This is a genomic window from Stenotrophomonas sp. PUT21, assembly GCF_052232875.1.
GTDB classification, from domain to species: domain Bacteria; phylum Pseudomonadota; class Gammaproteobacteria; order Xanthomonadales; family Xanthomonadaceae; genus Stenotrophomonas; species Stenotrophomonas maltophilia_N.
Genome location: NZ_CP197645.1, coordinates 1588123 through 1602209, shown reverse-complemented (window position 1 = coordinate 1602209; position 14087 = coordinate 1588123). Strand labels below are relative to the sequence as shown.

The following is a 14087-nucleotide window of genomic DNA, read 5'->3' as shown; positions in this document are numbered from 1 at the left end:
CGTGTCGTGCCCTGATGTCCGAGAACGAACAAGCCGGCGAAAAAACCGAATTACCCACCGAAAAACGCCTGCGCGACGCCCGGGAACAGGGCAACATCCCGCGCTCGCGTGAGCTGGCGACGGCGGCCGTGTTCGGTGCCGGTGTGCTGGCGCTGATGGCGTTCTCCGGCACCATCGGCCGCAACGCCAAGACCTGGATGCAGGTCGCGCTCAGCCCCGAGCCGGGCCTGCGCCTGCATCCCCAGGCGCTGTTCGGGCATTTCGGCGAACTGCTGCTGCGCCTGCTGCTGGGCATGTGGCCGCTGGTGGTGATCTGCCTGCTGGCCAGTTTCCTGTCACCGGTTGTGATGGGCGGGCTGCGCTGGTCGAACAAGTCGCTGATGCCCGATTTCAAGCGGCTCAGCCCGATGGCCGGCATGAAGCGCCTGTACGGACCCGAGGCGATCGCCGAGTTCACCAAATCCCTGCTGCGTATCGCCTTTGTCGGCACCGCTGCCGGGCTGGTGGTCTGGCATGGCATCCGCTCGCTGCGCGACCTGCTCAACCAGCCACTGGAGGCGGCGATGGTCCACGGCCTGGGCTTCACCCTGAAGCTGATGCTGGCCACCGGCGGCGCGATGATGCTGCTGGCCGCCATCGATGCGCCGTACCAGCGCTGGAACTGGATGCGCAAGCTGAAGATGACCCGGGAGGAACTGCGCCGGGAAATGAAGGAAAGCGAGGGCAGCCCGGAGGTCAAGGGCCGCATCCGCCAGCTGCAGCAGCAGATGTCCAACCGCCGGATGATGGAGGCGGTCCCCACCGCCGACGTCGTGGTGGTCAACCCCACCCATTACGCGGTCGCCCTGAAGTACGAGGGCGGAAAGATGGGCGCCCCCACCGTGGTCGCCCTGGGCGTGGATGAAACCGCCCTGCGCATCCGCGAAGTGGCCGACGGCAACAAGGTCGCCATCGTCTCCGCCCCGCCTTTGGCACGCGCCTTGTATCGGGAAGGTCAACTTGGAAAGGAAATTCCCGTGAGACTGTATTCGGCCGTGGCCCAGGTGCTCTCCTATGTCTACCAGCTGCGCAGCTGGGGGACCGGCCCGATGCCGGCGGCGCCGGACATCGATATCGATGAGTTCGGCAAGGGAGGCCGCCCATGAGCGCCCAGCCTGCCGGGATGAACGTGCGCCGCGCCCTGGACATGATCCGCCACGGGCTGGGTGCCCCGCTGATCGTGCTGGCCCTGCTGGCGATGGTGGTAGTGCCGTTGGCGCCGCCGGTGCTCGATGCGTTGTTCACCTTCAACATCGCCATCTCGCTGATGGTGCTGCTGGCGGTGGTCTACGTGAAGCGCCCGCTGGACTTCACCATTTTCCCGATCGTGCTGCTGGTCACCACCATGCTGCGGCTGGCGCTGAACGTGGCGTCCACCCGCGTGATCCTGCTCAACGGCCAGAACGGCCACGAGGCGGCCGGCAAGGTGATCGCCTCGTTCGGCGAGTTCGTGATCGGCGGCAACTACGCGGTCGGCATCGTGGTGTTCGCGATCCTGACCATCATCAACTTCGTGGTGATCACCAAAGGCGCCGGGCGCGTCTCCGAAGTGACCGCCCGCTTCATCCTCGATGCCATGCCCGGCAAGCAGATGGCGATCGACGCCGATCTCAACGCCGGTTTGCTGACGCGTGAGGAGGCCAAGGCCCGGCGCGAGGAGGTCCGCGAGGAAGCCGACTTCTACGGTGCGATGGACGGCGCCAGCAAGTTCATCCGAGGCGATGCGATCGCCGGCATCCTGATCCTGTTCATCAACCTGGTCGGCGGCCTGGCGGTCGGCGTACTCCAGCACGGCATGCCGTTCGGTGATGCCGCCGCGACCTACACCCTGCTCTCCATCGGTGACGGCCTGGTCGCCCAGCTGCCGGCACTGCTGGTGTCCTCGGCAGTGGCCATGCTGGTCACCCGTGCCTCGCGTTCGCAGGACATGGCCCAAGCCATGATGGGCCAGGTATTCGGCCAGTACCGCGCCCTGACCATCGCCGCCGCGATTCTGGCGGTGGTGGGCCTGGTGCCGGGCATGCCCAACGTCGCCTTCTTGACGCTGGCCGCGATCCTCGGCTTCATCGCGTGGAAGGCCTGGAAGAAGAGCACCGCGCAGGCCCGCGCCGCCGAAGCTCCGGCCACCCACCGCCCCGATGCCCTCGGCCTGCCCGGTGCCGCCCCCTCGCCCACCGCCGAGCTGACCTGGGATGAGCTGCGCCCGGTCGATCCGCTTGGCCTGGAAGTCGGCTACCGGTTGATTCCACTGGTGGACAAGAACCAGGGCGGCGAGCTGATGGCGCGCATCAAGGGCGTGCGCCGCAAGCTCACCCACGACATCGGTTTCCTGATTCCCTCCGTCCACATCCGCGACAACCTGGAACTGCCCGCGACCGCGTATCGCCTGCTGATCCACGGTGTGCCGGTGGCTACCGCCGAGATCCACCCCGACCGCGAACTCGCGCTGGACCCGGGCAGTGCCCTGGGCACGCTGGAAGGCATCGCCGGCAAGGACCCCGCCTTCGGCCTGGATGCTACCTGGATCCAGCCGCACCAGCGCGCCAATGCCGAATCGATGGGCTACACCGTAGTCGACCCGGCCACTGTGGTCGCCACCCATCTGTCCCACCTGATCCGCGAGCACGCCCCGGAACTGCTCGGCCATGAGGAAGTGCAGCAGCTGCTGGCCAACCTGGCCAAGAGCGCGCCCAAGCTGGTCGAAGATCTGACGCCCAAGTCGCTGCCGCTCTCGGCGGTGGTGCGGGTGCTGCAGAACCTGCTGATCGAGCGGATTCCGATCCGCCAGCTACGCAAGATCGTCGAATCGCTGGTGGAAAGCGCGCCGACCAGCCAGGACCCGGCCGTGCTGACGGCTGCCGTGCGCAATGCGCTGGGCCGTTTCATCGTGCAGGAGATCGCCGGGATGTCGCCGGAGCTGCCGGTGTTCACCCTCAACCCGCAACTGGAACGCGTCTTGCAGGAGTCCACTCAGGGCAACGGCGCCGCGCTGGAACCCGGACTCGCCGAGCGACTGCATCAAAGCCTGGCCGAATGTGTCGGCAAGCAGGAAGCGAAGAACGAGCCGGCGGTCGTGCTGGTGCCCGGCCCGGTACGTGCCGCGCTGGCACGGCTGGTACGCCACAGCGTCCCCTCGCTGTCCGTACTCGCCTACAGCGAGGTGCCCGAGGACAAACGGTTGAAGCTGGTCGGCACGATCAGTTGAGCCGGACACCCGACGGCACCGCGACAGAAAACAGACACCTCATTCGATTTCACCGCAGCAGGAAATAAAGGGACTCCCTGACCGTGCAGACCACCGACAACCAGCGTTTCCCTTCCACCACTCCGCCGCCCCAGTCCCGGTACCACAGCATGAAAATCAAACGCTTCGTCGCCTCCGATATGCGCTCGGCCATGAACCTGGTGCGCAAGGAACACGGTCCGGACGCAGTGATCCTGTCCAATCGCCGGATCGAGGAAGGTGTCGAAATCGTGGCGGCGGCCAACTACGACGAGAGCGCCGTGCAGCGTGCACTGGAGGCGGCCCGCAAGGACGTCGCGCCAGCGCCGGCACCGCGCCCGCGCAGCGCCGCCGATGCGGTGATCGCCGCAGTGACCCGCCGCAAGGCGCCGGTCGCCACGCCTGAACCGGTGGCCGCGACCACTTCGGCGGTCGCCGCGCTGGCCCGCGCCGCCGTCGGCGCGACCGGTCGCACCCTGGATACCGCCAATGAAATCGTGCCGCCGCCGGGCAGCGACGGCTTCGCCGCCACCCTCGCCCGCGCCAGCGTCGGCCCCGCCGTCAACGAACCGTCGCTGCCGGAGCAGATCTTCGCGCCGTTCAATGTCGAGCAGGCCGCCGCCGCGTCCCCGGCCGCCCCGGTCGAAGCAGTGGCCGCGCCCGCCCCGATCAACCGCGCCCGCTTCGTGATCGATCCGCCGCTGGACGAGATGGACGAGGCGGCGATGCCGGTCGCTGCCGCGCTCGCGCCGCTCCCGGTGGTGGCCCCTGCCCTGCCGCCGGCCCTGCCGCTGCCGATCGCCGAGACCGTCACCACCGCCGCCAATGAACCGGCAGCGGCCGTGGCCAGCGTGCCCGAACTGACGATCATCCAGCGCGACGACGAAGAGATCCGCCAGTTGCGCCATGAAGTGGCCGGTATGCGCCATGTCATCGAGCGCGAGATGCACCGCTTCACCGATGAGCGCCTGCGTGGCTCGCCGGTCCGCGCCGCGGCGCTGGACCTGATGGACGAGTACGGCTTCGACGCCGGCATCAGCCGCGACGTGGCCATGCAGATTCCGCTGGATACCGAAGCCCACCGTGGCCGCGGCCTGATGCTCGGCCTGCTCTCCAAGAAGCTGCCGATCGCCCCGGTCGACCCGCTCGAAGCCGGCGGCGTGATCGCCCTGGTCGGCCCTACCGGTGCCGGCAAGACCACCACCATCGCCAAGCTGGCCTCGCGTTTCGCCGAGGCGCATGCCGCCCGCGATGTCGCCCTGGTCACCACCGATACCGGCCGCATCGGCGCCCGCGAGCAGCTGTACGGCTTCGGCCGCCAGCTCGGCATCGCGGTCCATGAGGCCAGCAGCGGCACCGATCTGAACCAGCTGCTGGAGCGCCTGAAGGACTACAAGCTGGTCCTGATCGACACCGCCGGCCTGGGCCCGCGTGACCGTGCACTGGCCGCCCAGCTGCAGTGGCTGCGCGCCGCCGAGCAGATCCGCACCCTGCTGGTGCTGCCGGCCAACACCAGTTTCGGCGACATGGACGAGGTGGTCCGCCGCTTCAGCGCCGCCAACCCGCAGGGCGTGGTGCTGAGCAAGCTGGACGAAACCGGCCGCTTCGGTACCGCCCTGTCGGTGGCCGTGGACCACCGCCTGCCGATCACCTGGGTCACCGATGGCCAGGACGTTCCTGAAGACCTGCACCGTGCCAGTGCGGCCAATCTTGTACTTCGCCTTGAAGATTTGCGCCGCGCGGCCGATATGCCCTGCAACCCGGAGTTGAACCATGCCGTCGCGTGAGTACGCCAAGCTGACCAAGACCTTCCCGTTGTCGGCTACCCGAAGCCAGCCGCTGGGCCCGGTCCGCACCATCGCCGTCACCGGCGGCAAGGGCGGCGTGGGCAAAACGAACGTTTCGGCCAATCTGGCCGTGGCGCTGGCGGACATGGGCAAACGCACGCTGCTGCTGGACGCCGATCTCGGCCTGGCCAACATCGACGTGATCCTCGGCCTGCAGCCGAAGGTGACCCTGGCCGACCTGGTCGCCGGGCGCTGCACGCTGGAAGAAGTGATCATGGAAGGCCCCGGCGGCGTGCTGGTGGTGCCGGCCGCCTCCGGCCGCCGCCACATGGCCGAGCTGCAGCCGGCCGAGCACGTCGGCCTGGTCAACGTGTTCTCCGAGCTCGAGCGCGAGCTGGACATCATGATCGTGGATACCGCCGCCGGCATCACCGATGGCGTGCTCACCTTCTGCCAGGCCGCGCAGGACACGGTGGTGGTGGTCTGCGATGAGCCGGCCTCGATCACCGACGCCTACGCACTGATCAAGGTGCTCTCGCGCGAGCGCGGGGTGGACCGCATCCAGGTGGTGGCCAACATGGTCCGCGACCCGAACGAAGGCCGCGTGCTGTACGAAAAGCTGACCCGTGTCTGCGAGAAGTTCCTCGCCGATGTCTCGCTGAACTACCTGGGCTGCGTGCCGCAGGATGACTGGCTGCGCCTGTCGGTGCAGCGCCAGCAGCCGGTGGTGAAGGCCTACCCGTCCAGCCCGGCCGCGCTGGCGCTGACCGAGATCGCGCGCCGCACCGCCCGCTGGCAGGCCCCGACCGAGCCGCGTGGCGGGGTCGAATTCTTCCTGGAACGCATCCTCAAGCAACGCGGGGTGACGGTATGAAGGGCGCAGCACAATACAAAGAGGTCCAGCGGACCGCAGCCAACGAGTGCATTGCCCAGCACTCCGACCTGGTCCGGCGCATCGCCCACCATCTGGCCGCGCGCCTGCCGGCGAGCGTGGAGGTGGACGATCTGATCCAGGCCGGCATGATGGGCCTGATCGAGGCCTCGCGCAGCTACGACGCCGACCAGGGCGCCTCGTTTGAAACCTATGCCTCGATCCGCATCCGCGGCTCGATGATCGACGAGATCCGCCGTGGCGACTGGGTGCCGCGCTCGGTGCACCGCCGTGCACGCGATGCCGCCGCGACCATCCGTCGCCTCGAGCAGAGCACCGGCCGTGCCGCCAGCGCCACCGAAGTGGCCGCCGCGATGGACATGCCGCTGCCGGACTACCTGCGCCTGATGGAAGACGCCTCGCGCGGCCAGGTGCTGAGCCTGGAATCACGGATCGAAGACCAGGGCGAGCTGGATACCGTCGCCCAGGGTGGCCCGACCCCGCAGCAGGTACTGGAGCGCGGCGAGTTCGGGCGCGAGCTGGGCAACGCGATCGGCCTGCTGCCCGAGCGCGAACAGCTGGTCCTGTCGCTGTACTACGAGCAGGAACTGAACCTGAAAGAGATCGGCGCCGTACTGGGTGTCAGCGAATCGCGCGTGTGCCAGATCCATGGCCAGGCCGTGCTGCGTCTGCGGGGCCGGCTGAAGATCTTCGAGGCGGCAGACGCCGGCCTCGAGAACCATTGAAATCGAGGAAAGTGCTTTGAACAAGAACATGCGTATCCTGATCGTCGACGATTTTTCGACCATGCGTCGTATCGTCAAGAACCTGCTGGGCGATCTGGGCTTCACCAATACGGCCGAAGCCGAGGACGGGCATGCCGCGCTGGCGATGTTGCAGAGCCAGCCGTTCGATTTCGTGGTCACCGACTGGAACATGCCGGTCATGACCGGCATCGACCTGCTCAAGGCCGTGCGTGCCGATGCCAAGCTCAAGACCCTGCCCGTGCTGATGGTGACCGCTGAAGCCAAGCGCGAGCAGATCATCGAAGCCGCCCAGGCCGGCGTGAACGGCTACATCATCAAACCGTTCACCGCGCAGACCCTGGAAGAAAAGCTCGGCAAAATCTTCGAACGCCTGGCAGCGAGCGCCTGATGGACACCCTGAGCGACAAATCCGCGCTGGTGCAGCGCCTGCAGGACGCCTTGGCCGCACTGGAAAGTGGCGACGAAGCCGGTTGGCGCCGGGAGATCGACGCCCTCGCCGCGTTGCGCACGCAGCCGATGATGGCCGGCCTGAACCGCCTCGCCCGCGAACTCGGCCAGGCCCTGGGTGAACTGCCCAGCCTGCCCAGCGAAGCCGGCGAACTGGATGACGCCTGCGCGCGCCTGGACCACGTGGTGGCGATGACCGAACAGGCCACCCACCGCACGCTGGACCTGGCCGAGGAATGTCGCTCGCTGACCGAACAGCTGCGCGCCAACGGGTTGACGCCCGACCAGGGCCAGCAGCTCGACCGCATCCGCCACAACCTGACGGAAATCGCGCTGACGCAGAGCTACCAGGACCTGACCGGGCAGATCATACGCCGCGTGGTCGGGATCGTGCGGCGCGTGCACGAGGGCTTCGGCGCGCTCGGCCTGCCGCCGCAGGAAGACGACAAGAAGCGCGACACCAACGGCCTGGCCGGCCCGGCCGTGAACGGTCTGGATCGCCATGCGGTGTCACAGAACGACGCCGACGACCTGCTCTCGGACCTGGGACTGTAACGATCATGAGTGCTGTTCCAGACGATATCGCCGCCGACTTCATCCTCGAGGCCCAGGAAATCCTGGACCGCCTTGGCGAACAGCTGGTGTCGCTGGAGCAGGCGCCCCAGGATGCCGACCAGCTCAACGCCGTGTTCCGTGGCTTCCACACGCTCAAGGGCGGTGCCGGCTTCCTCGGCATCCAGGCGATGGTCGAGCTGTGCCACGCCGCCGAGGAAACCCTCGGCATGGCGCGCTCCGGCCAGGCCACGCTGCAGGCCCACCATTTCGACGCGGCCCAGCAGTCGCTGGACTATCTGCAGTCGATGCTGGATTCGGTCTCGGCCGGGACCGAGCCGGGGTATGCCCCGCCGGAACTGATCGCCCAGTTCGACGTCAACGGCCCGGCCACGCCGGCACCCGCGGCGGCCACCTCCCCCGGCAGCGGCGGCGAGATGATCACCGATGATGAGTTCGAAGCGCTGCTCGACCAGCTGCATGGCGGCGCCGCGCCGACCGCCGTTGCCGCGCCGAAAAAGGACGATGGCCTGATCGGCGAGGACGAGTTCGAAGCGCTGCTGGACCAGCTGCACGGCGGCGCCGTTCCCGGTGCCAAGGCCATTGCCGCTGCATCCGTGCCCGCTGCGGCCCCGCGCGCCGTGGCCGCCCCGGCGGCGCCAAGCGCCAAGCCGGCCCCGGCCAAACCCGTCGCCGAAGCCGAACACACCGTGCGCGTGGATACCAAGCGCCTGGATGCGATCGTCAACCTGATCGGCGAGCTGGTGCTCTCGCGCAACCGGCTCAAGACCCTGCGTGCGCGCCTGCACGATGAAGAACTCGACCGCGCCGTGTCCACGCTGGACATCGCCACCGCACGGCTGCAGTCGGCGGTGATGCGTACCCGCATGCAGCCAGTCGGCAAGGTGTTCTCGCGCTTCCCCAAGGTGGCCCGCGATGTTGCGCGGTCGCTGAAGAAGGAAGTCGAACTGGAACTGATCGGCGCGGAAACCGAGCTGGACCGCAACCTGGTCGAAGCACTGGCCGATCCGCTGGTCCACCTGGTCCGCAACGCCATCGATCACGGCGTGGAAATGCCGGATCTGCGCGAGGCCCAGGGCAAGCCGCGCAGCGGCCACGTACGCCTGTCGGCCCAGCAGGAAGGCGACTACGTCAGCATTGAAGTGCAGGACGACGGCGCCGGCATCGACCCGGAACGCCTGCGCCAGAAGGCGCGCGAAAAGGGGTTGATCGATCCGGAGGCCGCCGCCCGCCTGAGCAGCGAGGAATGCCTGCACCTGGTGTTCCTGCCCGGCTTCTCGACCAAGCAGCAGGTCACCGACATTTCCGGCCGTGGCGTGGGCATGGACGTGGTCCAGTCGCGCATCCGCGAGCTCAGCGGCCAGATCCAGATCCAGTCCGAGCTCGGCCGTGGCAGCCGCTTCATGATCCGCGTGCCGCTGACCTTGGCGATCCTGCCGACCCTGCTGGTGCAGGCCGGCGAAGACGTCTACGCCCTGCCCCTGGCCCGCGTGATGGAGGTGCTGCATGCCCCCAACACCTCGCTGGGCTGGTTCGATGGCCGCGCCGTGCTGGACCGCAAATCGCACGCGCTGGCCTTGGTCGATCTGCGCCACTGGCTGGATGTGGAGCCGATGCCGTCCTCGCTGCTGACCATCGTGGTGCTGCAGGCCGGTGAGGCCCGCTTCGGCCTGGTGGTGGACCAGGTGCGCGGCCGCGAGGAAGTGGTGATCAAGCCGCTCCCGAAAGCCCTGCGTGGCCTGCGCAGCTATGCCGGCGCGACCCTGATCGGTGACGGCCGCATGGCATTGATCCTGGACGTGGATGGACTGCGCACCCACCACGATTGACCGCGTGAAAGTGTGACCGCCGCATCACTGGATTCCTTCGGCGTCTCAAGTCCCATTCACACAAGCCGATAACGGACCCATGGACAGACTCAGCCTCATTGGACTATTCCTCGCGTTGGCCTCACTGGTCGGCGGCAGCATCCTCAAGGGGGCCGGTCTGGCGTCGCTGTGGTCGCCGGCTGCCTTCGTGATCGTGATCGTCGGCACCATCGCCTCGATCCTGCTGCACACCTCGCCGGCCGTGTTCAAGCACGCCTTCAAGATCGTGCGCTGGGTGATCCTGCCGCCGAGCAGCGACCGTCGCCACCTGATCCAGCAGATCGTGGAGTGGAGCAACATCGCCCGCCGCCAGGGCCTGCTGGGCCTGGAAGCCCAGGTCGATGCCCAGGACGATCCGTTCCTGCGCAAGGGGCTGCAGCTGCTGGTGGATGGCGTGGAGCCGGAAACCATCCGGCACATGATGGAGATCGAGCTGAGCAGCCAGGAGAGCCAAGACCTGGCCGCTTCCAAGGTCTTCGAAGGCATGGGCATCTACGCCCCGACCCTGGGCATCATCGGCGCCGTGCTGGGCCTGATCGCGGTGATGAAGAACCTCGCCGACCCGAGCAAGCTCGGTCACGGCATCGCCGCGGCGTTCACCGCCACCATCTACGGCATCGCCTCGGCCAACCTGCTGTTCCTGCCGGTCTCGGCCAAGCTCAAGAGCGTGATCCACCACAACAGCCGCGACCGCGAGATGATCATCGAGGGTCTGATCTCGATCGCCCAGGGTGAGAACCCGCGCAATATCGAAACCAACCTGTCCGGGTTCCTGCACTGACATGGCCCGCCGCAAGCACCACGAAGAACATGCCAACCATGAGGCCTGGGCGATTCCCTACGCCGACCTCATGACGCTGCTGCTCGCCTTCTTCGTGGTGATGTATGCCATCTCCTCCCTCAACGAGGGCAAGTACCGGATCATGGCCGACGCACTGACCACCGCCTTCGGTGGCGCGCCCCGCACCATCAACCCGGTGCAGGTCGGCAACCAGCAGGTCCAGGGCGGTGGTTGGGACAGCCCTTCGGTGATCAAGGCCGGCACCAAGATCGGCCCCTCCGCCCCTGCACCGAGCAACGACCCGACCCTGCTGCCGGCGATGGCTTCGCAGATGCGCATGCCGGTTTCGATCCGCAACCAGGAACAGCTCCAGCGCGCCGAGCGCCAGCTCAACGGCATCGCCGACAAGCTCACCGCCACGCTGGCGCCGCTGATCGAACGCGGCATGATCACCGTGCGCCGCACCGAGCTGTGGATCGAAGTGGAGATCAACAGCGACATCCTGTTCCCGACCGGCTCGGCCACGCTGGATGTGCACGCGCGCGACACCCTTTCCAAGCTGGCCGAAGTGCTGCGTGATGCGCCCAACGGCGTGCGCGTGGAAGGCCATACCGACAACATCCCGATCGCCACCTCGCTGTTCCCCTCCAACTGGGAGCTGTCGGCCGGGCGTGCGGCCAGCGTGGTGCACCTGTTCGCCGACCAGGGCCTGCAACCGGCACGGCTGGCGATGGTGGGCTACGGGCAGTTCCGCCCGCGCGAAGACAATGCCAGCGCCGAAGGCCGCAACCGCAACCGGCGGGTGATGGTGATCATCCTGGCCGATACCGCGCAGAGCATCGATCCAATCACCGACCGGCTCAGCGCCGACGCCGAGGCCGCCGATGCGGCCAAGGCACCCGCCTCCGGCACCCCCGTTACCCCCATCGCACCGGTGCAGTTGCCACCGGTGCCGGCCGGCAGCCGTGTTGGCGCCGCCGTTCCGCCCGCAATGAAGGAGTGAACCGCATGCGTATCTGGGCTGTTGCCAATCAGAAAGGCGGCGTGGGCAAGACCACCACGACGCTCGCGCTCGGCCGCGGCCTGGCCACGCAGGGCCACCGCGTGCTGCTGATCGATCTGGATCCGCATTCCTCGCTGACCCGCGCCTTCGGCGTACCGCTGGACCCGCCGCCGCAGGGGGTGCTGGAACTGTTCGCCGCACCGCCGGCCGAGCTGTCCACCCTCGCCCACCACAGCGACATCCCGGGCCTAGATTACGTCTGCGCGCAGGCCGCCCTGGCCACGCTGGAACGCCGCAGCGCCAACCAACCCGGCCTCGGCCTGGCCCTGCAGAATGCGCTCGGTCGCCACCAGGGCCAGCACGACTACATCCTGCTGGACTGCGCACCGACCCTGGGCCTGCTGATGATCAACGCGCTGGCCGCTGCCGACCGCCTGATCATCCCCACCCAGGCCGAGCCGCTCGCCCTGCATGGTCTGGATGGCATGGTCCGCACCGGTGAAATGGTCGAGCGCTCGCGTCGCCGCCCGCTGCCGATGTCGATCCTGCCGACCCTGTTCGACCGCCGCACCCGCGCCGGCAACGAGACGGTCAAACTGATGCAGGACAAGCACGGCCATCGCGTCTGGGAAGACGCGATTCCGGTCGATACGCGCATCTGCAATGCCGCCAGCCTGACCGTGCCGCCGCAATCGGAGGATTACCCCGGCCGCGGCCTGGCCGCCTACCGCCGCGCGCTGGAATGGATCCTGGCCGACGATGCGCAGCAGATGGAGCGCGCGGCATGAACACCGCCGGCGTCCTCGACGATTACCTGGAGCAGCTGCTCGGCGACGCGATGCCTGCGCCGGTGGAAACACCGGTGGCGGTCGCGACGGCGGACGCAGCCCAAGCGATGGACGAGCTCAGCGTCGCTGCTGCGACGGTCGAAGCAGCCAGCCACGACGAAGCACCGCCGACGGCGGAACAGACCGCGGCTGAGACAGCGCCCGGGGTTGAAGAAGTGGCGGTCCCGCCAGGCTTCAGTGACCTGCTCGATGAGCTGCGCAACGACCCGCTGCTGAGTGGCGCCGTGACGCTTCCCGAGGCGGGCATCACCGCCGAGGCGGAGGCACCAGGCGCTGTGGCCGAGGCGGCCGCGCCGGCACCCGGCTTCGATGACCTGCTCGATGAGCTCCGCAACGATCCTCTTCTGAGCGGCGCGATGCCCGCGCCCACGGACGAAGCGCGCCCAAGCTGGGACGACCTGCCGCCCGAGGTCGTCTACGAAACCGATCCTGTCGCCGTCGGCGCCAGCGCGCCTGCAGCAGCACCCACCCCTGTCGTGGCGCCCGCCCCTGCGCCGGTCCCGTCGACCACCCCTGCAGCCGCCGCTGCCGCGCCAGCAGCACGCGCACCGGTTGCCCGGCCGATGCCTGCCATGCCGCCGATGCCTGCGGCGACCAGCGCCCGCGCCGGCACGCCCTCGTTGGCGCAGAGCCGTCCCGGCAGCTGGGAGGAACTGCAACGCCAGGCCCGCGACCCGGCCTCCAGCCCGCGCGAAAACCGCCGTGCCAGCGAGCGCACCTCGCGCTGGCTGCGCCTGCGCTGCGGCGCCCAGGCCTACGCACTGGAGCTGCTCAAGGTCCAGGAAGTGGTTCTGCCGGTGCCCTTGCTGCCGCTGCGGGGCACCTCCCCGGCGATGCTGGGCATCATGAATCTGCGCGGCCAGGTGGTGCCGGTGATGGACCTGGGCATCCACCTGGGCAGCAGCGCGGCCGGCAACGACGCCAATACCCGCATCGTGGTGCTGGAAGAGAATGGCGAAACCATGGGCCTGCGCGTCTCGGCCGTGGAGGATGTCGCCAACCTCACCGATTCCCAGATCGAGCCCCCGGATACCGCCCGCATCTGCCAGATCTCCAACGACCTGTTCCGTGGCGTCGCCCGTGGCGGCGCGCAGCCGATGATCCTGCTGGATGCGACCCAGCTGCTGAACTGACCGCCGGAACGGCTAAAGCTTCCCGGGTTATTGCCGTTATAGACCTCGGAACCGTTTGTCCGGAGCAATGATGAGCACTGTGGCCCTGGGTGATGATCTCGGTATCGAGACCAGCACCGAGCTGAAAACACGTTTGGCCCCCCTGGTGGATCAGGCCGGCGATCTGACGCTGGATGCCAGCCAGATCGGCCGTATCCATACCGCCTCGGTGCAGGTGCTGTGCGCATTCGTCGAGGCCCGCCGCAAGGCCGGGCATCCCACCGGATTCCACGGTTGCACCGCAACCTTCCGTGATGCCGCGCGCCTGCTCGGCGTCACCCAGGCCCTCGGCCTGGATGCACCCCATGACAACCTGAAATCTGTGGAGAACGCTGCATGAGCGCACGTATCTTGGTGGTGGACGATTCGGCGTCGATGCGCCAGATGGTCTCTTTCGCCCTCACCTCGGCCGGCTTTTCCGTCGAGGAAGCCGAAGACGGCGCGGTCGCCCTCGGTCGTGCCAAGGGCCAACGCTTCAACGCGGTGGTCACCGACGTCAACATGCCCAACATGGACGGCATCGCGCTGATCCGTGAGCTGCGCCAGCTGCCCGACTACAAGTTCACGCCGATGCTGATGCTGACCACCGAATCGGCTGCGGACAAGAAGTCCGAAGGCAAGGCCGCCGGTGCGACCGGCTGGCTGGTCAAGCCGTTCAACCCGGAACAGCTGGTCGCCACCGTCCAGAAAGTCCTGGGCTGATCCCGC

At 67.9% G+C, this 14087-nt stretch carries 14 protein-coding genes; all 14 read left to right on the top strand.

Annotated features, from left to right (window positions below):
• The first annotated feature begins 14 nt into the window (after positions 1 to 14).
• Positions 15 to 1145, top strand: a complete 1131-nt coding sequence (flhB, locus tag ACTT2I_RS07590) for a flagellar biosynthesis protein FlhB (RefSeq protein WP_088435048.1) — start codon at positions 15 to 17, stop codon at positions 1143 to 1145.
• The gene (gene flhA, locus ACTT2I_RS07585) at positions 1142 to 3244 is read left to right on the top strand and encodes a flagellar biosynthesis protein FlhA (protein ID WP_088435047.1); all 2103 of its coding nucleotides are present in this window, start codon (positions 1142 to 1144) and stop codon (positions 3242 to 3244) included. The genes flhB and flhA overlap by 4 nt, the downstream gene beginning before the upstream one ends.
• A gap of 149 nt (positions 3245 to 3393) precedes the next feature.
• The gene (locus tag ACTT2I_RS07580; protein ID WP_088435111.1) at positions 3394 to 5049 is read left to right on the top strand and encodes an AAA family ATPase; all 1656 of its coding nucleotides are present in this window, start codon (positions 3394 to 3396) and stop codon (positions 5047 to 5049) included.
• Complete coding sequence (locus ACTT2I_RS07575) at positions 5036 to 5923, top strand: MinD/ParA family ATP-binding protein (protein ID WP_088435046.1); 888 nt, start codon at positions 5036 to 5038, stop codon at positions 5921 to 5923. Before ACTT2I_RS07580 ends, ACTT2I_RS07575 begins: the two co-directional genes overlap by 14 nt.
• A complete protein-coding gene (locus tag ACTT2I_RS07570) occupies positions 5920 to 6666 on the top strand; it encodes an RNA polymerase sigma factor FliA (RefSeq protein ID WP_019182907.1) in 747 nt (248 codons plus the stop codon). The genes ACTT2I_RS07575 and ACTT2I_RS07570 overlap by 4 nt, the downstream gene beginning before the upstream one ends.
• 16 nt (positions 6667 to 6682) lie before the next feature.
• Positions 6683 to 7075, top strand: a complete 393-nt coding sequence (gene cheY / locus ACTT2I_RS07565) for a chemotaxis response regulator CheY (RefSeq protein ID WP_019182908.1) — start codon at positions 6683 to 6685, stop codon at positions 7073 to 7075.
• The gene (locus ACTT2I_RS07560) at positions 7075 to 7689 is read left to right on the top strand and encodes a protein phosphatase CheZ (protein ID WP_088435045.1); all 615 of its coding nucleotides are present in this window, start codon (positions 7075 to 7077) and stop codon (positions 7687 to 7689) included. Before cheY ends, ACTT2I_RS07560 begins: the two co-directional genes overlap by 1 nt.
• Positions 7690 to 7694: 5 nt before the next feature.
• The gene (locus tag ACTT2I_RS07555) at positions 7695 to 9536 is read left to right on the top strand and encodes a chemotaxis protein CheA (protein WP_443096823.1); all 1842 of its coding nucleotides are present in this window, start codon (positions 7695 to 7697) and stop codon (positions 9534 to 9536) included.
• 79 nt (positions 9537 to 9615) lie between these two features.
• A complete protein-coding gene (locus ACTT2I_RS07550; RefSeq protein WP_088435043.1) occupies positions 9616 to 10356 on the top strand; it encodes a flagellar motor protein in 741 nt (246 codons plus the stop codon).
• A 1-nt stretch (position 10357) separates the two neighbouring features.
• Positions 10358 to 11359 carry a flagellar motor protein MotD gene (gene motD / locus ACTT2I_RS07545; RefSeq protein WP_293978633.1) on the top strand — a complete coding sequence of 334 codons (1002 nt, stop codon included), beginning with the start codon at positions 10358 to 10360 and terminating at the stop codon, positions 11357 to 11359.
• Positions 11360 to 11364: 5 nt separating this feature from the next.
• On the top strand, positions 11365 to 12147 hold the full coding sequence (locus ACTT2I_RS07540; protein WP_088435041.1) for a ParA family protein: 783 nt from the start codon (positions 11365 to 11367) through the stop codon (positions 12145 to 12147).
• Positions 12144 to 13340: a chemotaxis protein CheW gene (locus ACTT2I_RS07535; protein ID WP_421100350.1), complete on the top strand. Its 1197-nt coding sequence runs from the start codon at positions 12144 to 12146 to the stop codon at positions 13338 to 13340. The genes ACTT2I_RS07540 and ACTT2I_RS07535 overlap by 4 nt, the downstream gene beginning before the upstream one ends.
• Before the next feature lie 70 nt (positions 13341 to 13410).
• A complete protein-coding gene (locus ACTT2I_RS07530) occupies positions 13411 to 13719 on the top strand; it encodes an STAS domain-containing protein (RefSeq protein ID WP_019182915.1) in 309 nt (102 codons plus the stop codon).
• Positions 13716 to 14081, top strand: coding sequence for a response regulator (locus tag ACTT2I_RS07525; protein WP_088435039.1), 366 nt, complete (start codon positions 13716 to 13718; stop codon positions 14079 to 14081). The genes ACTT2I_RS07530 and ACTT2I_RS07525 overlap by 4 nt, the downstream gene beginning before the upstream one ends.
• The last annotated feature ends 6 nt before the right edge of the window (positions 14082 to 14087 follow it).